This window comes from Oceanimonas sp. GK1, assembly GCF_000243075.1.
In the GTDB taxonomy this organism is placed as follows: domain Bacteria; phylum Pseudomonadota; class Gammaproteobacteria; order Enterobacterales; family Aeromonadaceae; genus Oceanimonas.
In genome coordinates, this window is sequence record NC_016745.1 from 492501 (window position 1) to 512522 (window position 20022).

Consider the following 20022-nt stretch of genomic DNA (forward strand, 5'->3'; position numbering starts at 1 on the left):
TCAGTGAAATTGAAATCGCCGTGAAGATGCGGTGTACCCGCGGCTAGACGGAAAGACCCCGTGAACCTTTACTATAGCTTGGCACTGAACATTGACCCTACATGTGTAGGATAGGTGGGAGGCTGTGAAGCGGTGACGCCAGTTGCCGTGGAGCCGACCTTGAAATACCACCCTTGTATGTTTGATGTTCTAACTTAGCCCCCTTATCGGGGGTGAGGACAGTGCCTGGTGGGTAGTTTGACTGGGGCGGTCTCCTCCCAAAGTGTAACGGAGGAGCACGAAGGTTGGCTAAGTACGGTCGGACATCGTACGGTTAGTGCAATGGCATAAGCCAGCTTAACTGCGAGACGGACAGGTCGAGCAGGTGCGAAAGCAGGTCATAGTGATCCGGTGGTTCTGAATGGAAGGGCCATCGCTCAACGGATAAAAGGTACTCCGGGGATAACAGGCTGATACCGCCCAAGAGTTCATATCGACGGCGGTGTTTGGCACCTCGATGTCGGCTCATCACATCCTGGGGCTGAAGTCGGTCCCAAGGGTATGGCTGTTCGCCATTTAAAGTGGTACGCGAGCTGGGTTCAGAACGTCGTGAGACAGTTCGGTCCCTATCTGCCGTGGGCGTTGGATGATTGAGAGGGGCTGCTCCTAGTACGAGAGGACCGGAGTGGACGAACCTCTGGTGTTCGGGTTGTCACGCCAGTGGCACTGCCCGGTAGCTAAGTTCGGAATCGATAACCGCTGAAAGCATCTAAGCGGGAAGCGAGCCTCGAGATGAGTCATCCCCAGGCACTTGATGCCTCTAAAGGGCCGTCCGAGACCAGGACGTTGATAGGCAGGGTGTGGAAGCGCTGTGAGGCGTGCAGCTAACCTGTACTAATGACCCGTGCGGCTTAACCATACAACACCCAAGAAGTGTGAGGCCTTGCAGGCTCAAGAGCACAACCAAATTCATCATCAAAAAGCTTTTTTCGAATTACGATTTTATGCCTGGCGGCCATAGCGTTGTGGAACCACCTGATTCCATGCCGAACTCAGCAGTGAAACGCAACCGCGCCGATGATAGTGTGGCAGCTGCCATGTGAAAGTAGGTCACTGCCAGGCACCCAATTCCGCTGATATAGCTCAGATGGTAGAGCGCACCCTTGGTAAGGGTGAGGTCCCCAGTTCGATTCTGGGTATCAGCACCAGAATTTGTTTGACTGCCATAGCGTTGTGGAACCACCTGACCCCATGCCGAACTCAGAAGTGAAACGCAACCGCGCCGATGATAGTGTGGCAGCTGCCATGTGAAAGTAGGTCACAGTCAAACACTCTATTCCGATAAGCCCGATACTGATGTATCGGGCTTTTTCGTATGGGCTGAATAACCGGCTTGACCTTGCCCAGGGGGGAAAGGTTATGGTGGTACTTTGCCGCTTACGGAGTCGGGCATGAATATCAGCAAAGTGGCCGAGTTGACCGGGCTGACCAGCAAAACCCTTCGTTACTACGAGGCTATCGGCCTTATTCCCAGCCCCGAACGGGGCGAAAATGGTTACCGCAGTTACAGTGACGCCTTGATCCGTCGTATTCGTTTTGTGAAAAACGCCCGGGAGGCGGGGTTCAACCTGGACGAATGCCGGGAACTGCTGGCGTTGCAGGATAAAGAGAGTCGGACCAGTGCCGAAGTCAAGGCACTGACGCTGGCCAAGATCAACGATATCGAGCAACGCATTGCTCATATGCAGATGATGCTGCAGGGTTTACGCCGTTTGGCTGATCAATGTCATGGAGACGCCAAGCCGGAGTGCCCTATTATGGAAGCACTGGGCGGACCCGCCGTCGCCCCTTCGGCAAAAGAGTGATTTGGATCACCTTTTCCGTTTCGCTTTTGGCGCAGAATGCGCCATAAGTCGTATTTTATCTGCATGTTAACAAGGGGTTACATCTTGTAGGCAGATTCAGGCAGCAACCAGAGCAAAGATTGTGAGCATCAATGAACGATAAAAAAAGCAGAATAGACGTCAAGGACGTTACTCCAAAACCGCGTTCTCACCGGCCCGCCGATGACGGTCATATTTACGTTAGGGCACAAACCGGAAGATGGCAGCGCCTGCGCAAGCAGATGGGCTGGCTGCTGATGCTGGTATTCCTGCTGGGTCCCTGGATCCAGTGGAACGGCAATCAGGCCATTCTGCTCAATGTGGAGCAGCAGCGCTTTCATGTGTTCGGTACCACCCTGTGGCCCCAGGATCTGACCCTGCTGGCCCTGCTGTTTATGGTGGCGGCCTTTGCCCTGTTTTTTCTGACCACCTTTCTGGGGCGGGTATGGTGCGGCTACCTGTGTCCGCAGACGGTATGGACCTTTATCTTTATCTGGTTTGAGGAAAAGTTTGAGGGCAGTGCCAACAAGCGCCGCCAGCTCGACAAGGCGCCCTGGAGTTTCAACAAGATCTGGCGCAAGGCCGCCAAACATACCGGCTGGCTGGCGGTATCGCTGCTGACCGGTTTTACCTTCATTGCCTACTTTATTCCCGCCCAAGAGCTGGCCTGGGGACTGCTGACCTTTTCCGCCAGTTTCTGGGCCGGCTTCTGGGTGCTGTTTTTTGCCTTCTGCACCTACGGCAACGCCGGCTTTATGCGCACCATAATGTGCACCCATATGTGTCCTTATTCCCGTTTCCAGTCGGCCATGTTCGACAAGGACACCTATATCGTCAGTTACGATGCCGAACGGGGTGAAACCCGTGGACCCCGTCCCCGCAAAAAGGATCCGAAGGAGTTGGGCCTGGGGGACTGCATCGACTGCGACATGTGTGTGCAGGTGTGCCCGGCCGGCATCGATATTCGCGATGGCCTGCAGTATGAGTGCATCAACTGTGGCGCCTGTATCGATGCCTGTGATCAGACCATGGAGCGCATGGGTTATGAGCCGGGTTTGATCAGCTATACCACCGAGCACAAGCTGGTGCACAAAGAGACCCATGTGGCTCGCCCTAAGCTGATTGGCTACGGCATCGTCATGGTGATCATGCTGGCGGCCTTTGCCTTTATGGCCACCCGCATCATGCCCATGGGGCTGGAGGTGATTCGGGATCGCAACCAGCTTTACCGGGAAACCGCCGAGGGCCTGGTGGAAAACACCTATACCCTGAAGCTGCTGAACAAGACTCTGGCGCCGGCCACCTACCAGCTGAGTGTGGAAGGCATGGACGACGCCGAGTGGATTGGCCCGGCGGAAGTCAGCATTGATGGCGGCGAGGTGCTGAGCCTGCCGGTCAGCCTGTCCGCAGATCCCTACCTGCTGGATTCACCGGTGCGGGACATTACCTTTGTGATGCGTCGCAAGGGCGCGAATGCCGACGAGGCCAAGTCTTCGGTACGTACCGAGAGCAAGTTCTTCAGCGCCCTGCGCTGACGTCCGGTAAAGCATGCTAGAGTAAGCCGCAGCGACCCTGCGGCTTTTTTATTGGAGATCTATGGATTACTACCAACTGACCCCGGACGTGATCGCCGATGCCCTGGCCAGCGTGGGCATTTATGTGGATCGTGGGCTGATGGCCCTGAACAGTTACGAGAACCGGGTATATCGCTTTCAGTCCGAGGACGACGGCACCCTGGTGGCCAAGTTCTATCGTCCCGGCCGCTGGAGCCGTGCCCAGGTGGAGCAGGAGTTGTCCTTTGTGTCCGCCGCCGCCGCCCAGGGCGTGCGGGTGGCCGAGCCGCTGCAGCGGGACGGTCACAGCCTGTTTGAATACCAGGGCCTGTTGTTTTCCGTATGGCGCTCGGTGCCGGCCCGCGCCTTTGAACCGGACAACCTGGAGCAGCTGGAGGCCCTGGGGGAGCAACTGGCCCGGCTGCACTGCGTGGGGGAAACCCTGTCGCTGGATCTGCGCCCGGTATTGGATCCGGCGACAGAGCTTGCTCGTTCCCGCAGCGTGCTGGAACGGCAGGCCCGCATTCCCGCGGCATTGCGACAGGGGTTGTTCAGCGCTCTGGAGCGGCTGATTGACGGGGTAAGCGAACATTACCGGAGCGCTACCCTTATCGGTATTCACGGCGATTGCCACGGCGGCAACCTGTTGTGGCATCAGGGGCCCTGGCTGCTTGACTTCGATGACTGCCGGCGCGGCCCGGCGGTGCAGGACTTGTGGATGATGCTGAGCGGCTCCCGCCAGGAGCAGCTGGTGCAGCTCGATACCCTGCTCGCGGGCTATGAAACCGTGCGGGAGTTCAATGCCGCCGAACTGGCGCTGATCGAGCCGCTGCGGGCCACCCGCATGGTCAACTACATGGCCTGGCTGGCGGCGCGCTGGGATGATCCGGCTTTTCCGGCCGCCTTTCCCTGGTTTAACAGCGAGGATTACTGGCAGCAGCAGATACGTGCACTGACGGAGCAGGCCCAGAGCCTTTCGGCACCGCCGTTGTCCTTGACCTCATGGAGCTGATTCCTTAACTTGGGTCAGCCTTAAACAAACGGGATTCACCCTATGAAAACGCTGATTTTTGCCTTTGTGACAATGTTGCTGGTACCCCTGGCTCAGGCCGCTTCCGAGTTTCAGGAAGGGGTGGAATACACCGTGGTTGCCGAGGTGCCCAGCAGCAAGCCGGAAGTAACCGAATTTTTCTCTTACGTGTGCCCCCATTGCTACAGCTTTGAGCCGCTGATGGACAAGCTGGCCGAGCGTCTGCCCGAGGCCGACATTAACAAGGTGCCGGTGGCGTTCCTTGGCCGGGACATGGGGCCGGTGCTGCAGCGTGCCTACGGTGCCGCCCTGCTGCTGAAGGTGGAAGACAAGTTGACACCGGTGATGTTTGACCGTATTCACCGCCAGAAGAAGATGCCGGCGTCTCTTGAGGACGTGAAAGAGGTGTTTGTGGCCAATGGTGTGGACGCCAAGGACTTCGATGGAGTGATCAACAGCTTTGCCCTGAATGGCATGATCGCCAAGTACGACAAGCTCACCGAGAAGTACAATGTGCGCGGCACGCCCACCGTTATCGTGCGTGGCAAATACCAGCTGAACATGGGTGAAATTGGCTCGGAAGAGCGTTTTTACCGCGTGGTGGAATACCTGCTTTCCGCCAACTGAGCACCCACACAATGACCAGGCGGCCGGTGATCACCGGCCGTTTTTATTGCTCGCCGGGTGAGTCATGGCTGAGCGGCAGGTCGATATCGTCGTGGCCCAGGGCCCGCCAGTGGGTGCTGGGCAGGTGGAACAGGTAGAACTTTTCCCGGTGGGTGTCGGTCACAAAGCCCATGCCCAGCAGGCTCAGCTCAAAGTGTACGTCCGACACGAATTGCTGGTTGAAACGCTGTCGACCCGACAGTTCGGCAATGTCGCTTCGGGTCAGGTATACCCCTTCCTGATGCCGGCCAAAACGCTCCTGCAGCCATTCGGCAAATTCCCTGGCGCTTTTCATCGCTAGCTCCTTGTCGGTTGAGAGACGGTTATTGCCGCAGCCGGGCCAGCAGCCGGTCCATGGCCCGGTAACCCAGGGCTTCCATCAGGTGAGGCCGGCCGATATGGGGCTCGCCGGCCAGATCGGCGATGGTGCGGGCTACCCGGATCAGTTTATGCCAGGCTCGAATGGACAGCTTCATGCGATGCAGTGCCTGCTCCAGGAAGGCGGCATCGTCGGCACTCAGCGGGCACAGCCGGTCGAGATCGGCAGCACCCAGGCGTGCGTTGGGTTTGCCGGCCCGGGCCTGTTGGCGTTGCCGCGCAGCCAGCACCCGGGCGCGAACCTCGGCCGTGCTGGCGGACTTTTGCCGTGGCCGGCTCAGCTCGCCCGGTGGCAGCAGGGGAATTTCCACCGACAGATCGAAACGGTCGACAAAGGGGCCGGATATCTTGCCGAGATAACGCAATATCTGCTCCGGCGAGCTGCGGCTCAGGCCGTCCTGATAGTGGCCACAAGGACTGGGGTTCATGGCGCCGATCAACTGAAAGCGGGCCGGAAAGGTCACGCTGTGGGCGGCCCGGGAAATGCTGATGGTACCGGTTTCCAGCGGTTCGCGCAGGGCATCCAGCACTCGGCGTTCAAACTCGGTGAGTTCGTCGAGAAACAGCACCCCGCGGTGGGCGAGGGATATCTCCCCCGGTCTGGGATGGCTGCCGCCCCCTACCAGGGCGGCAGCCGAGGAAGAGTGGTGAGGCTGGCGAAAGGCTCGCTGCCGCCAGTGCTCGGGGTCAAGGGGCTGGCCGCTGATGGAACGAATGGCGGCCGCCTCCAGTGCTTCGGTTTCGGTCATGGGTGGCAGCAGGCCCGGCAGGCGTGCCGCCAGCATGGTCTTGCCGGTACCGGGCGGACCGAGAAACAACAGGTTATGTTCGCCGGCGGCGGCAATCTCCAGCGCCCGTTTGCCGGTTTCCTGGCCGATCACCTCACTCAGACAGGGGGTGATGGCATCCTCATGAATGGGCACAGGCTCGGGGTGGGCCAGCTCGCCCTGCTGTTGCAACCAGGCGGTAATGGCCAGCAGGTGGGGAGCCAGCAGGGCCGGGCAGGGAGTAATTAGCCCGGCTTCGCGGCCGTTGGCGGCGGGCATGATCAGCCGGCGATCGCTGGCGCGGGCGGCCAGCACCGCCGGCAGGGTCCCCTTGATGCCGCGCAGTTCACCGGTCAGTGCCAGCTCTCCGAGGAACTCCAGGCCGTCCAGGGACGAGGCCGGGATCTGCTCCGAGGCGGCGAGAATGGCCATGGCGATGGGCAGGTCGAAGCGACCGCCGTCCTTGGGCAGATCCGCCGGCGCCAGGTTGACGGTAATGCGCCGGGCGGGAAATTCAAAGCCGGCGTTGATCAGGGCACTGCGTACCCGATCCCGGGCTTCCTTGACCGTGGTTTCGGGCAAACCGACGATGTTGAAGGCCGGCAGGCCGTTGGCCAGGTGAGCTTCTACCGTCACCAGGGGGGCGGTCACGCCCAGGCTGGCCCGTGCAAACACAACGGCAAGTGACATGGCATCATCCTTGGTTTTTTGTTTTACATTTAATTTTTTTTGCAGTTTTTATTGCTGTCAGGATACGGCGGCTGACCGGCTTTTTTTGTGATCCGGGTTTAAGAAAGTCTTGAGTAGTGTAGAACACTATGCTAGTTCTATAGGCCAGCCGCGCCGGGGACCCCGGCACACAGCACATATTTTTGGGTCGGTTTTATGAATTCCATCGTACGCATCGTCAACATTATCGTGGTCCTAGTGGTGATTATTAAATCTCCGCTCGGGGCACTGTGGTCTGACGATAGCCGATAACCGGCCGACAACAACACACAAACCCCCGAGCAAGCTCGGGGGTTTTTTTTTACATCATTTTGGCAGCAATACAGGGACAGCAAACACATGAATGGCGCACAGTACATTGTCCAGGCACTGAAACAACAAGGGGTAACCCAGATCTTCGGCTACCCCGGCGGCGCCATCATGCCGCTTTACGACGCCCTCTACGACGGCGGTGTGGACCATTTGCTGTGCCGGCACGAGCAGGCTGCCGCCCTGGGCGCAGTGGGTTATGCCAGAGCCAGTGGTCAGGTAGGGGTGTGCATGGCCACCTCCGGCCCCGGTGCCACCAACCTGATCACCGGTCTGGCCGATGCCATGCTCGACTCCATTCCGGTGGTGGCCATCACCGGCCAGGTGCCCATGGCCGCCATCGGCACCGATGCCTTTCAGGAAGTGGACGTGCTGGGCATGTCGCTGTCCTGCACCAAACACTCCTATCTGGTCGAGAACGTGGAAGATCTTGGCGATATCATCGCCGAAGCCTTTGAAGTGGCCCGAACCGGCCGCCCCGGACCGGTGCTGATCGACGTGCCCAAGAACGTGCAGGTGGCCCTGGTGGAGCCGCGTCCGGCCGTGCCCTGCACCACGGCACCCAGTACCCTCGACGAGGCCGCCCTGGCCGAAGCCAGGGCCCTGCTGGCCGAAGCGCGGCAGCCGGTGCTCTACGTGGGCGGTGGCGTCGGCATGGCCAACGCCGAGGCAGAATTACGTGCTTTTGCCGAGCAAAGCGGCATTCCTGCGGTGACCACCCTGAAGGGAATCGGCACCCTGGATCCGGACCATGAGCTGTTTTTGGGCATGCTGGGCATGCACGGAACAAAAGCGGCCAACCTGGCCGTTCAGCAGAGTGATCTGCTGATGGTGGTGGGCGCCCGTTTTGACGACAGGGTCACCGGCAAGCTGGATGCCTTCGCGGTCAATGCCAAGGTCATTCACCTGGACAAGGACGCCGCCGAATTCGGCAAGGTACGCCGGGCCCAGGTGGGTATCGACGCCGAGCTGAAAGACGTCCTGCCGCGGCTCACCGGCGAGCGCCTGGCCATCGACGCCTGGCGTGAACAGTGCAAGGCGCTCAAGGCCGAGCATCAGTGGCGCTACGATCACCCGGGCGAGGCCATTTACGCCCCGCTGATGCTCAGGCAACTGAGCGACGCTCTGGCAGACACCGCCATGGTCAGCTGTGACGTGGGTCAGCACCAAATGTGGGTGGCCCAGCACATGCGCTTTACCAGCCCGCGCAATCACCTCAGTAGCGCCGGCCTGGGCACCATGGGTTTTGGCCTGCCCGCCGCCATCGGTGCCAAGCTGGCCCGGCCCGAGCACGAGTCGGTGCTGGTCTCCGGCGACGGCTCCTTCATGATGAACGTACAGGAGCTGGGCACCCTCAAGCGCGCCCAGCTGCCGGTGAAGATGGTGCTGCTCGACAACCAGCGCCTGGGCATGGTGCGCCAGTGGCAGGAACTGTTCTTTGACGGCCGCTTCAGTGAAACCATTCTCACCGACAACCCGGACTTTGTGGCCATGGCCGCCGCCTTTGGCATTCCGGGCGAAACCATTACCCGTAAGGAGCAGGTGCAGCCCGCCATCGCGCGCATGCTGCAGTCCGACAGCGCCTACCTGCTGCACGTGCGTATTTCAGAGGAAGAGAACGTCTGGCCCCTGGTGCCGCCGGGCGTTGCCAACGATCAGATGATGGAGAGCAAAGCATGAACCAGCACAGTTTGCAGATAGAAGCCCAGTTTCGCCCGGAAGTGCTTGAGCGGGTACTGCGCATGACCCGCCACCGCGGCTTTCGCGTGGACGACATGGAAATGTCCACCTCCGCCGATTGTCAAAACCTGAGCATCAGGGTTACTGTCAGCAGTGAACGTCCCATTCAGCTGCTGAGCCGCCAGCTCGAAAAACTGATGAACGTGACCCGCGTTGAGACGCACATCATGGAGCAACCGCTGAAAAAATCGGCCTGAGGATAACAACAATGTCTACCGCCAAGTACATCTGGTTTAATGGAGATCTGGTGCCCTGGGACAAGGCCCAGGTGCATGTGATGACCCACGCCCTGCATTACGGTTCGTCGGTGTTTGAGGGCATTCGCGCCTACAACACCCCCAAGGGGCCGGTGGTGTTCCGGCTGGAAGAGCACGTGCAGCGGCTGTTCGATTCCGCCAAGATCTACCGGATGAACATTCCCTTTACCAAGGCGGAGCTGATGGATGCCTGCCGAGCGGCGGTAGCCAAGAACGACCTCGACAGCGCCTACCTGCGCCCGCTGGTGTTTATCGGCAATGTGGGCATGGGGCTGAATGCCCCGAAGGACGTGCCCTGTGAAGTGATCATCGCCGCCATTCCCTGGGGCGCCTACCTGGGCGAGGAAGGGCTGGAAAACGGCGTCGACGTCTGCGTCACCTCCTGGAACCGTCTGGCCCCCAACACCATGCCCACCGGCGCCAAGGCGGGGGGCAACTACCTGTCGTCCCAGCTGATTTCCGGCGAGGCCAAGCGCCACGGCTACAGCGAGGGCATTTCCCTCGATGTGCACGGCCACCTCAGTGAAGGCGCCGGTGAAAACCTGTTTCTGATCAAGAACGGTGTGCTCTACACGCCGCCGGTCACCGCCTGCATACTGCCGGGTATCACCCGTGATACCCTGATGACCCTGGCGCGGGACGCCGGTTATGAGGTGCGGGAAGAAGCCATTGCCCGGGAAGCCCTGTACCTGGCCGACGAAATGTTCATGACCGGCACCGCCGCCGAGGTCACCCCGGTGCGCAGCGTGGACGGCATCACTCTTGGGGAAGGCAAGCGGGGCCCCATCACCAAGGAGCTGCAGCAGGCGTTTTTCGGCCTGTTTGACGGCACCACCCAGGACAAGTGGGGCTGGCTCACCCCGGTCAAAGACTAATTTAACTTATCGAGATGGGGCGCGCTTGCGCCCCGTTGTTCTCACGCAATATCAGGAGTAAAAGGAATGCCAAGGTATCGTTCAGCCACCACCACCCACGGCCGCAACATGGCCGGCGCCCGCGCTCTGTGGCGCGCCACCGGCATGACCGAAGCGGATTTCGGCAAGCCGATTATCGCCGTGGTGAACTCCTTCACCCAGTTTGTGCCCGGCCATGTGCACCTGAAAGACATGGGTCAGCTGGTGGCCCGGGAAATTGAAGCCGCCGGCGGTGTGGCCAAGGAATTCAACACCATAGCGGTGGATGACGGTATCGCCATGGGTCATGGCGGCATGCTTTACTCCCTGCCCAGCCGGGAGCTGATCGCAGACTCGGTTGAGTACATGGTCAATGCCCACTGTGCCGACGCCATGGTGTGCATCTCCAACTGCGACAAGATCACCCCCGGCATGCTGATGGCCGCCCTGCGGGTCAATATTCCGGTGATCTTCGTCTCCGGCGGCCCGATGGAAGCGGGCAAGACCAAGCTGTCCGATCAGCTGATCAAGCTGGATCTGGTGGACGCCATGATTCAAGGGGCCGATCCCACCGTGTCCGACGCCCAGAGCGAACAGGTGGAGCGCAGCGCCTGCCCCACCTGCGGTTCCTGCTCCGGCATGTTTACCGCCAACTCCATGAATTGCCTGACCGAGGCCCTGGGCCTGTCCCAGCCCGGCAACGGCTCCCTGCTGGCCACCCACGCCGACCGTGAAGCACTGTTCAAGACCGCCGGCCACCGCATCGTCGAGCTGACCAAGCGTTACTATGAAGGTGAAGACGCCGCCGTGCTGCCGCGCAACATCGCCACCAAGGCCGCGTTTGAGAACGCCATGGTGCTGGACATCGCCATGGGCGGCTCCACCAATACCGTGCTGCACCTGCTGGCCGCCGCTCAGGAAGCGGACGTGGACTTCACCATGGACGACATCGACGCCCTGTCGCGCCGAGTGCCCCAGCTGTGCAAGGTGGCGCCGTCCACCCAGAAGTACCACATGGAAGACGTGCACCGTGCCGGGGGCGTGATGGGCATTCTGGCCGAGCTGGCCCGGGCCGGCCTGCTCAACACCGAGGTGAATACCGTGCTGGGCATGACCCTGGCCGAGCAGCTGGCCCGCTACGACATCATGGTGACCGACGACGAGGCGGTGAAAACCATGTTCCGCGCCGGTCCGGCGGGCATTCGCACCACCAAGGCATTCAGCCAGGACTGCCGCTGGGACACCCTGGATGACGACCGCGCCGAGGGCTGTATTCGCAGCATCGACAACGCCTACAGTCTGGAAGGCGGCCTGGCGGTGCTGGCCGGCAATCTGGCCATCGACGGCTGTATCGTCAAGACCGCCGGCGTGGCCGACGACAACCTGACCTTCCGCGGCCCGGCCCGGGTGTTCGAGAGCCAGGACACCGCGGTGGCCGGCATTCTCGGCGGCGAGGTCAAGGCCGGCGAAGTGGTGGTGATCCGCTACGAAGGTCCCAAGGGTGGCCCGGGCATGCAGGAAATGCTGTATCCCACCACTTACCTCAAGTCCATGGGGCTGGGCACCCAGTGCGCCCTGATCACCGACGGTCGTTTCTCCGGCGGTACCTCCGGCCTGTCCATCGGCCATGTGTCTCCCGAGGCGGCCAACGGCGGCACCATCGGCCTGGTGCAGAATGGCGATCTCATCCACATCGACATTCCGGCCCGCAAGATCGAGCTGGAGGTGTCCGATGCCGAGCTGGCGGCCCGCCGGGAAGCCATGGAGGCCAAAGGTGAACAGGCCTGGCGCCCGGTAGACCGCGAGCGCGAAGTGTCCTTTGCCCTGCGTGCCTACGCCTCCCTGGCCACCAGTGCCGACAAGGGCGCGGTGCGCGATCGCAGCAAACTGGGAGGCTGAGCCATGGCACAACCGGCATTGAAGGAAGCAAAAAGCACGCCCCGCTCGGCTACCGAGTACCTGCGCCACATTCTGTTGTCGCCGGTGTACGAGGCTGCCCGGGTGACGCCACTGACCCCACTCAAGAAGATTTCCGAGCGGTTGGGGCACCCGGTGTCGCTCAAGCGGGAAGACATGCAGCCGGTGCATTCTTTCAAGTTGCGGGGTGCCTACAACAAGATTGCCCAGCTCACCCCCGAGCAGCAGCAGCGGGGGGTCATTGCCGCCTCCGCTGGCAACCATGCTCAAGGGGTGGCGCTGTCAGCGGCCAAGCTGGGCATTGACGCCACCATCGTCATGCCCACCGTGACGCCCGATATCAAGGTGGAATCGGTGCGCCGCTTTGGCGGCAAGGTGGTGTTGCACGGCAACAATTTCGACGAGGCCTACGCCCGTTGCCTGGAGCTGGCGCAGCAGAAGGGCGCCACCCTGATACCGCCGTTCGATGACGAGGACGTGATCGCCGGTCAGGGCACGGTGGGCCGCGAGCTGTTGGAGCAGGACACCCGCCTGACCCACGTGTTCGTGCCTGTGGGTGGCGGCGGTCTGGCCGCCGGGGTGGCGGTGTACATCAAGCAGCTGCTGCCTCAGGTCAAGGTGATCGGGGTCGAGGCCGAGGGCTCCGCCTGCCTCAAGGCGGCGCTCAACGCCGGTGAACTGGTCACCCTCGACCGGGTCAGCATGTTTGCCGACGGGGTGGCGGTGAAGCGCATGGGCGTAGAGACCTTTCGTCTGTGCCGGGAATACCTGGACGGCGTGATCACCGTCACCACCGACGAGATCTGTGCCGCCCTCAAGGATATCTTTGAAGATACCCGGGCCATCGCCGAGCCCTCGGGGGCGCTGTCGCTGGCCGGGCTGAAGAAATACAGTCAGGCCGGAGACTATGCCCACGCCCGCATGGCGGCGGTGCTGAGCGGCGCCAACGTCAACTTCCATTCCCTGCGCTACGTGTCTGAGCGGTGCGAGCTGGGGGAAAAGCGGGAAGGGGTGCTGGCGGTGACGATCCCTGAGCGCAAGGGCGCCTTTCTGCAGTTTTGCGAGGTGCTCGGCAACCGCATGGTGACCGAGTTCAACTACCGCTATTCCTCGGAAGACAAGGCGGCGCTGCTGGTGTCGGTGCGGTTGACCGACGGCGATCGGGAGCTGGCGCAGATCATGGCGGAGCTGGAGCAGGCCGGGTACCCGGTGGCCAACATGACCGACAACGATCTGGCCAAGTCCCATGTGCGCTACATGGTGGGCGGCCGGCCGCCCAAGCCGCTGCAGGAACGGCTGTACGGTTTCCAGTTTCCGGAGCAGCCCGGTGCCCTGATGCGCTTTTTGCACACGCTTGGGACCCACTGGAACATCAGCCTGTTCCATTACCGCAACCACGGCGCCGAATATGGCCGGGTACTCTGTGCCTTTGAACTGCCCGACGCAGATCTGGCATCGTTCGAGCGCCATCTGGCGGAGCTGGGCTACACTTGGTACGACGTCACTCAGGATCCGGCTTACCGCTTTTTCCTGGCCCACTGACCGGGCGCCACGGTTCAACGATCAAGGCCGGGCTTGTCCCGGCTTTTTTTTGCCTGGGTGGAAGGCGAATAACGGATTAACATCATCACAACATGAGGGTTTTCTATTGAAACCCTGATAACGCGGATACAACACTGTTCACAATTATATATTGACCAGTTTTCGCTCTGCTGGTCTAATCGCGCCGTTCTCTGTGTTTCTTGCCCTTGGTACAGGAGTGTCTTTCGTGGCGCTGTTGTCTTCCCTGCTGGCCGCCATCGGCCAGATATATTTTGTAAACAACCGCCTGGCCGGTGCCCTGATTGCACTGGGGGTGCTCTGGGTGTCTCCCTGGATGGCCGCCACCATGATGCTGGCCACCCTTGCCGCTACCCTGCTGGCGCAGCTCGGCAAATGGGAGCCGGACGCCTGGCGCGACGGCCTGTTTGGTTTTAACGCCGCCCTGGTGGGGCTGGCCTTTGGCCTGTTTGCCGAGCACACGCCGTTCTGGCTGCTGATGTCGGCGCTGGGCGGCATGCTTTCTGCCTGGCTGTATTACCGGCTGCGCCGGCTGGCCGCCATTCCCTGGTATACCCTGCCGTTTAACCTGGTGGTGCTGCCCTGGCTGTATTTTGTGGGCCAGCGGGTGGCCGACGAGGTGCCTCAGGGCTACAACTTTTCGCTGTCGGCCATCGGACAGGTGGTATTTCTGCCCGATACGGTGCCGGCGGTGCTGATCTGCGCCGCCCTGCTGCTGGCCGGCATCGGCATGCTGGGCTGGGCCTTTGTGGGCGCCCTGGTATCCAGTGGCGCGGCGCTGCTGCTGCTGGTCAATCCGGATTACATCAACTTTGGCCTCACCGGCTATAACGGCGTACTGGCGGCCATCGCCATGTTCTGGCACGGCAGCAGACAGGTCTGGATGCTGCTGGCCGCGGCCTTGGCCGGGTTGATGACGGCGGTGATGCTCAAGCTGGGCCTGCCCATGCTGACCATGCCTTTTGTGCTCAGTTGCTGGCTGTGCCTGGCAATGCAAAAGGGCCTGTGTTATTACCGGGCGGCACACATGACTGACAGGGAGAAAGTATGAAACTGGGATTTATCGGCATCGGCCTGATGGGCAAACCCATGGCCGAGCGACTGCTGGCCGCCGGTTATGATGTCACCGTATGGAACCGTAGCACCGATAAGCTGGCCGAGGTGGCTGCCGCCGGCGCGCGGGTGGCCGGCAGCATCGGTGAGCTGACCGAGCAGGTGGATCTGGTGCTGCTGTGCCTGGCCAACACCGCCGTGGTGGAAAGCGTGGTGTTCGGCAAGGGCGGCGTGATCGAGCATGGCCGGGCCGGCCAGTTGCTGGTGGACTTCTCCAGCTCCGACCCGGACGCCACCCGCGATTATGCCGCCCGTTTGCAAGCCGCCTGCGGCATGGGCTGGGTCGACTCGCCGGTGTCCGGCGGTGTGGCCGGTGCTGAGGCCGGCACCCTGGCCATTATGTGCGGTGGTGAGGAAGCCGATATCGAGCGCATTCGCCCGGTGTTGGCGCCCCTGTCCCAGCGGGTGACCCGCATGGGCGGCGTGGGCGCCGGCCAGGTCACCAAGGTGTGCAACCAGATGATCGTGGGCTGCAACCTGATGGTGCTGGCGGAAATGATGGCCCTGGCCAAGGCCTGCGGGGTGGATGCCGAGCAGATCCCTACGGCACTTGCCGGCGGTTTTGCCGACTCCAAACCCATGCAGATCACCGGTCCCTTGATGGCGGAAGAGTCCGATCCTGATCCCAAGTGGCATGTGCGCACTTTGCTTAAAGATCTGGATATGGCGGTGGCCCAAAGTCTGCGCGCCGGCAGCGCGACTCCCATGTCGGGCCTGGCGGCTCAGCTGATGCGCCAGCACGGCAGCAAGGGCTTTCTGGAGCGGGATCCGGCGACCCTGATCAAGCTGTATAAAGACGTCTGATCCGCAATGTGAAGCAACAGCAGGGTTGCCTCCACCGACACGCTCCAAGCCCATCCTTGGGACGCTCGGCAAATGCCGTCCTTGGCATTTGACGGTCGGTTCCGGCAAACCCTGCTGCTGCTTCCTGAAATATCGGTTCCGTTAGCTGGTCACTGATAGACAATTCAGTTCGTGATCAGGAGGGCAAAGGGCACTGCTTCGTCGTGCCCTCTGCGCCACGGATGGCGCAGCGGAGCCCCCATGGATGGGTTCACGGCGTGCCGAAGAAGCAGTGCCCTTTGACCGACGAAAGTGCACGATCAAAAAAAGAGGAGCCTAGGCTCCTCTTTTTGCGTTTATGGCTGTGGCTCAGGCCGTGCCCAGGGCCAGACTGTGTTTGTAGTAGTCGTTGGCCTTGCTCAGATCCTTGCGTTTTTCCGCCAGCTCGGCGAGCAGCACATAATCCTGCGCGTCGGGCTTTTGCGCCACCGCCTGTTGCAGTTGCTGCTCGGCCTGGTCGTGCTTGCCGTCCTTCAGATACAACCTGCCCAGGGCCGAATGCAGCTCGGGCAGGTTTTCCTTCTTCGCCTTTTTCTCCAGCACGCTCAGTAGCGGATGGTAGTCGCTCAGCTGCAGCCGGGTGGCGCACAGCAGCAAGCCGGCATCGGTTTTCTTGTCGAGGCCTTCCAGCAGCAGCTGCTGGGCTTCCTTGTGGGCCTTGAGGCCGATCAGCCGATCGCACAGAGGCAGCAGCAATTCGGGGTGGTACTTGTCCTTGCGCGGCAGTGCCTGCCACACCTTGATCAGACCATCGCTGCCTTCATCGTGGGCGGCCTGGTCAAAGCGACCAATCCAGCATTGCCGATGCAGCGCGTCCTTTTCGTCGGCGTCGATCAGGCCCTTGTTGCTCAGGCTGTCGAGAATGCCGAGCAGGGCTTGCCATTGACCGGTAGCCACATACACGTCCTTTTGCAGCTTGAGCAGGGCCGGCTGATGACCATAGCTGGCTTCCAGCGCCTGCACGCCCGCCAGGGCCTGCTCGAACTGGCCCTGCTGGTACTGCAGCCGGGCCTGGGTAATGCCCACCGCCAGGCTGGCGGCCGGGTGCTGCTCCTGGGCCTGGCGCAGGTAGTCGTCACGTTTTTCTTCATTGCCCTGGGCCTGGGCCGCGCTGGCGGCGTTCAGGTAGTTGAGCAGGGCCAGATCGTTGCCCTTGGTGCCCTTGAGCAGCATTTTTTCGGCGGTGGCATAGTCTTCCGCCACCAGCGCCTGCATGCCGCTCTGGGTATAGTTCAGGGCCTTGCGCCGGCGCCGGCCCATAAACCAGCCGCGGGTGCGGTGGCTGAGGCCGAACACCCGGCCCAGCAGCCATTCGATAAACAGCAGCAGCAGGTAGAACAGCACGGCGGCCACCAAAAACACGGTAACCGTGGTTTCAATGGTGTAGTTGCCGGCGGCCACCAGTACATAGCCCTGACGGCCCATGAATTCGGGGCCCGCCACCAGGCCGGCGGCCAGAATGGCGATGATAATCGCAAGACGTATCATGAGTCCCCCTTACAGGCCGGTGAGCAGGCGTTGCAGCCGGTCATCCAGCAGCTGTTGCAGGCGCTCCTGAGCGGCGAACTGCTCCGGATAGTCCACGTTGATCTGCTGGCCTTCGAGCTGATTGATTTGCTCCAGCATAAACTGGCGCACGCTGTCGTCGGCAAAGTAGTCCTGCAGCCATTGTTCGGACTGGGCCAGGGCGCTGTCGAAGACTTCCTGCTGCTCCCGGTACACCGCCAGCTGGGCCTGCAGCAGCTTGCCCTTGAGGTTCTCGCTCAGGTACCAGTGCTGCTGGGGCGAGAGCAGGGCTTCCACGTTACCGTCGCGGCGGCGCACGGTCACGAAGTCGTCGGTAAAGCTGGCCCAGCTCTTTTTCAGGTTTTCCTTCCAGTCGCTCACCGACTCGGACACGGTAAAGTCGGGCTCTTCGGCCCGGGCCATGATCACCCCGGCGAGCTTAAGCTTGTCGACCTGATCGTTGATGCTGTTGAGCTTGATCACCAGGCCCTCGCGGTCGACCTTTTTCACCGACTTGATGCTGGCAATGTCGTCGGCCAGGGCCTTGCGGATGGGCACCAGGGTGGGATCGTTGAGGGCGGCCAGGCGTTCGTCGGCGTTGGCCAGCATCATGGCGGCGGACACGGCGTCATGCTCCAGCCACAGCTTGCGGCCGGCCATGCGCACCAGGTATTCGGCTTCGGCCAGCATCCAGTCGTTGGGACGTTTGCTGTCGAGATCCAGCACCTTGCGCGACAGCCCTTCCACCTGCTCGGTGACGCTGCTCTGGGCGCTTTCCAGCTGGCCGAGGGTGGCGCTCTGTTCGCGCTTGAGGGCATCCAGGCTGGCCTGCTGCTGGGCCAGGCGGGCTTCCATGGCCGCGAGCTGGCCGGCCTGGGCCACGCCCTGCTGATGGCCGTGCCAGTACAGACCGCCGGTCAGTACCACCGCCAGCACAATGGCCACCGTGGCCAGTCCCTTGCCGGAAGAAGGTTGTTTTTCCTTGGCCGGCGCCGCGGCCTGTGCCGGCTGGGCCTCGGTTACCGGGGCTTGCGCTTGGGTATCGGCGGTGTCGGCCACTTGCTTGTCGTCCTGTTGATCTTGTTTATTGTCTGTCATTCCTTTTCCTCTCATCCAGGGCGCTGAGCAACGCCGGGTTGGATGCACCTTTGGCATTGATGATATGAGTGAAGCCCAAGGCCTTCGCCTGTTCGGTCACGCGAATGCTGGGCACAATCAATAAACGGCTTAGCAGCCAGTCCTTTGCGCTGTCGGCCGCAAGCTGAAACAGGTGCTGCAGCAGGCCGCCACTGGTGATGATAATACTGTCCACCCCCTGGCGTTGCCACTCTTTCACCAGTTGTTCACCGGCATCATCACGATAGCAGCGCCGGTAGACTTCGCAGTAGGCCACCTGAGCCCCCCGCTGTGTCAGGGTGGGGGCCATCATGTCCCGGCCGCCGTCGCCGCGCAGGATCAAGACGCGGCATCCGGCCGGGTTCTGCAGCTCGGGCAGGGCCGCCATGCCCTCGGAGCGGGGGTCGTCCGGCACCAGTGCATGGGGCACGCCCACGGCGGCCAACGCCCGGCCGGTGGCTTCACCCACCGCCACATAGGTGACGTCGGGCCAGGGCTGTCCGCGCGTTTTGAGGGCATTATCGGCGAAATTCACCGCCGCTACGCTGACCGCAATCACATAATCCCGGCTGCCGAGCTCCCCCAGCAGACGGGGCGCCTGCGCCAGCTCGGCGCCGGGGGCAAAGCTCAGCAGGGGCGTGGCCACCGGCTGGTGGCCGGCCTGGCGCAGGGCCTCGCACAGGCGGTGGTTTTGCGGCTCGGGACGCACCACCAGCGGGATCACGACGAATAGACCTCGGCCAGGATTTTGTCGGCGCCGGCGGCCAGCAGGCGTTTGGCCAGTTCGGCGCCCAGGGCCTTGCCCTGCTCGGCGGGGCCACGGACTTCATCAAACAGTACTTCGGTGCCGTCGGGGCGGCCCACCAGGCCACGCAGCCAGAGCTGGTCGCCTTCCAGTAGGGCGTAGGAGCCAATAGGCACCTGGCAGCCGCCCTGCAGGCCCTGGTTCATGGCCCGCTCCGCTTCCACCCGCAGCCGGGTGTCGCGATCGTCCAGCGGCGCCAGCAGTTCCAGCAGCTCGGCGTCCTCGAGCCGGCATTCAATGCCCACGGCGCCCTGGCCGTTGGCGGGCAGGCTGTCTTCCGGGCTCAGCAGGCCGGCGATGCGCTCCTCAAGCGCCAGCCGCTTGAGGCCGGCGGCGGCCAGAATAATGGCATCGTATTCGCCGTCATCCAGCTTGCGCAGCCGGGTCTGTACGTTGCCGCGCAGGGTTTTGACCACCAGGTCGGGGCGACGGGCGCGGATCTGGCATTCCCGGCGCAGGCTGGCGGTGCCCACCACGGCGCCGGCGGGCAGTTCGTCCAGGCTTTGGTAATGATTGGAGACAAAGGCATCGCGGGGATCTTCCCGTTCGCAGATCACCGTCAGCCCCAGCCCCTCGGGGAACTCCACCGGCACGTCTTTCATGGAGTGCACGGCGATGTCGGCGCGGCCGTCGAGCATGGCCTGCTCCAGCTCCTTGATGAACAGCCCCTTGCCGCCGATCTTGGACAGGGGGGTGTCGAGTAGCACGTCACCCTGGGTGGTCATGGGCACCAGTTCGACGGTGACATCCTCATGCAGCGCTTCCAGCCGATCCTTGACATAATGGGCCTGCCACAGGGCCAGCAGACTTTTGCGGGTGGCGATACGAATGATGCGATTTGCCATATGAATCTCGTTGTTTGTCGACTATTGCTGAGAATGTTATCACTCTCGGGGGGCCATTTCAGGGGGGAAAGCGGCCGCGGCGGCATGTTACGACAATGTACACGGCGGATATTGTTCATTTACTGACTAATTG

At 61.8% G+C, this 20022-nt stretch carries 17 protein-coding genes, 1 tRNA gene and 3 rRNA genes (1 of these 21 cut by a window edge); 15 read left to right on the forward strand and 6 right to left on the reverse strand.

All coding sequences use genetic code 11. From position 1 onward, the window contains the following. The 8 genes from GU3_RS02370 to GU3_RS02405 all read left to right on the forward strand — a co-directional run. Nucleotides 1-898, forward strand: a 23S ribosomal RNA gene (locus tag GU3_RS02370); it begins 1994 nt to the left of the window's first position. Between the two features lie 88 nt (nt 899-986). Further along, a 5S ribosomal RNA gene (gene rrf, locus GU3_RS02375) occupies nt 987-1101 on the forward strand. 10 nt (nt 1102-1111) lie between these two features. Next, nucleotides 1112-1187, forward strand: a tRNA-Thr gene (locus GU3_RS02380). Nucleotides 1188-1194: 7 nt separating this feature from the next. Further along, a 5S ribosomal RNA gene (gene rrf / locus GU3_RS02385) occupies nt 1195-1309 on the forward strand. A 121-nt stretch (nt 1310-1430) separates the two neighbouring features. After that, nucleotides 1431-1844, forward strand: a complete 414-nt coding sequence (gene cueR / locus GU3_RS02390; RefSeq protein ID WP_014290959.1) for a Cu(I)-responsive transcriptional regulator — start codon at nt 1431-1433, stop codon at nt 1842-1844. Between the two features lie 131 nt (nt 1845-1975). Continuing rightward, nucleotides 1976-3397 (forward strand): cytochrome c oxidase accessory protein CcoG, encoded by a 1422-nt coding sequence (ccoG, locus tag GU3_RS02395; protein WP_041542862.1) that lies wholly within the window; start codon nt 1976-1978, stop codon nt 3395-3397. A 61-nt stretch (nt 3398-3458) separates the two neighbouring features. After that, entirely contained in the window at nt 3459-4427 is a 969-nt protein-coding gene (locus GU3_RS02400) for a serine/threonine protein kinase (RefSeq protein ID WP_014290961.1), read from the forward strand. Nucleotides 4428-4469: 42 nt separating this feature from the next. Next, on the forward strand, nt 4470-5072 hold the full coding sequence (locus GU3_RS02405) for a thiol:disulfide interchange protein DsbA/DsbL (RefSeq protein ID WP_014290962.1): 603 nt from the start codon (nt 4470-4472) through the stop codon (nt 5070-5072). Between the two features lie 43 nt (nt 5073-5115). Here the strand turns inward: GU3_RS02405 and GU3_RS02410 are convergent, their stop codons facing one another. Beyond that, on the reverse strand, nt 5116-5406 hold the full coding sequence (locus GU3_RS02410; RefSeq protein ID WP_014290963.1) for a hypothetical protein: 291 nt from the start codon (nt 5404-5406) through the stop codon (nt 5116-5118). Between the two features lie 28 nt (nt 5407-5434). Next, a complete protein-coding gene (locus GU3_RS02415) occupies nt 5435-6946 on the reverse strand; it encodes a YifB family Mg chelatase-like AAA ATPase (protein WP_014290964.1) in 1512 nt (503 codons plus the stop codon). A 378-nt stretch (nt 6947-7324) separates the two neighbouring features. Here GU3_RS02415 and ilvG point away from each other — a divergent pair, with 378 nt between their 5' ends. The 7 genes from ilvG (at nt 7325) to GU3_RS02450 (ending at nt 15578) form a co-directional block, all read left to right on the forward strand. Further along, the gene (gene ilvG, locus GU3_RS02420; protein ID WP_014290965.1) at nt 7325-8974 is read left to right on the forward strand and encodes an acetolactate synthase 2 catalytic subunit; all 1650 of its coding nucleotides are present in this window, start codon (nt 7325-7327) and stop codon (nt 8972-8974) included. Next, nucleotides 8971-9231, forward strand: coding sequence for an acetolactate synthase 2 small subunit (ilvM, locus tag GU3_RS02425; protein WP_014290966.1), 261 nt, complete (start codon nt 8971-8973; stop codon nt 9229-9231). The genes ilvG and ilvM overlap by 4 nt, the downstream gene beginning before the upstream one ends. Before the next feature lie 11 nt (nt 9232-9242). Then, nucleotides 9243-10166, forward strand: a complete 924-nt coding sequence (locus tag GU3_RS02430; protein WP_014290967.1) for a branched-chain amino acid transaminase — start codon at nt 9243-9245, stop codon at nt 10164-10166. 66 nt (nt 10167-10232) lie between these two features. Then, nucleotides 10233-12083 (forward strand): dihydroxy-acid dehydratase, encoded by a 1851-nt coding sequence (ilvD, locus tag GU3_RS02435; RefSeq protein ID WP_014290968.1) that lies wholly within the window; start codon nt 10233-10235, stop codon nt 12081-12083. Between the two features lie 3 nt (nt 12084-12086). Then, nucleotides 12087-13643 carry a threonine ammonia-lyase, biosynthetic gene (ilvA, locus tag GU3_RS02440; RefSeq protein WP_050899352.1) on the forward strand — a complete coding sequence of 519 codons (1557 nt, stop codon included), beginning with the start codon at nt 12087-12089 and terminating at the stop codon, nt 13641-13643. 226 nt (nt 13644-13869) lie between these two features. Next, nucleotides 13870-14712, forward strand: coding sequence for an urea transporter (locus GU3_RS02445; RefSeq protein ID WP_014290970.1), 843 nt, complete (start codon nt 13870-13872; stop codon nt 14710-14712). After that, the gene (locus tag GU3_RS02450; protein ID WP_014290971.1) at nt 14709-15578 is read left to right on the forward strand and encodes an NAD(P)-dependent oxidoreductase; all 870 of its coding nucleotides are present in this window, start codon (nt 14709-14711) and stop codon (nt 15576-15578) included. The genes GU3_RS02445 and GU3_RS02450 overlap by 4 nt, the downstream gene beginning before the upstream one ends. 348 nt (nt 15579-15926) lie before the next feature. Here the strand turns inward: GU3_RS02450 and GU3_RS02455 are convergent, their stop codons facing one another. The 4 genes from GU3_RS02455 to hemC are packed head-to-tail and all read right to left on the reverse strand — an operon-like array spanning nt 15927 to nt 19889. Beyond that, nucleotides 15927-17105 (reverse strand): heme biosynthesis HemY N-terminal domain-containing protein, encoded by a 1179-nt coding sequence (locus GU3_RS02455; protein ID WP_014290972.1) that lies wholly within the window; start codon nt 17103-17105, stop codon nt 15927-15929. Between the two features lie 9 nt (nt 17106-17114). Then, a complete protein-coding gene (locus GU3_RS02460) occupies nt 17115-18221 on the reverse strand; it encodes a uroporphyrinogen-III C-methyltransferase (protein WP_014290973.1) in 1107 nt (368 codons plus the stop codon). Next, nucleotides 18208-18963, reverse strand: a complete 756-nt coding sequence (locus GU3_RS02465; RefSeq protein ID WP_014290974.1) for a uroporphyrinogen-III synthase — start codon at nt 18961-18963, stop codon at nt 18208-18210. Before GU3_RS02465 ends, GU3_RS02460 begins: the two co-directional genes overlap by 14 nt. After that, on the reverse strand, nt 18960-19889 hold the full coding sequence (gene hemC, locus GU3_RS02470) for a hydroxymethylbilane synthase (RefSeq protein WP_014290975.1): 930 nt from the start codon (nt 19887-19889) through the stop codon (nt 18960-18962). The genes GU3_RS02465 and hemC overlap by 4 nt, the downstream gene beginning before the upstream one ends. Nucleotides 19890-20022 lie beyond the last annotated feature (133 nt).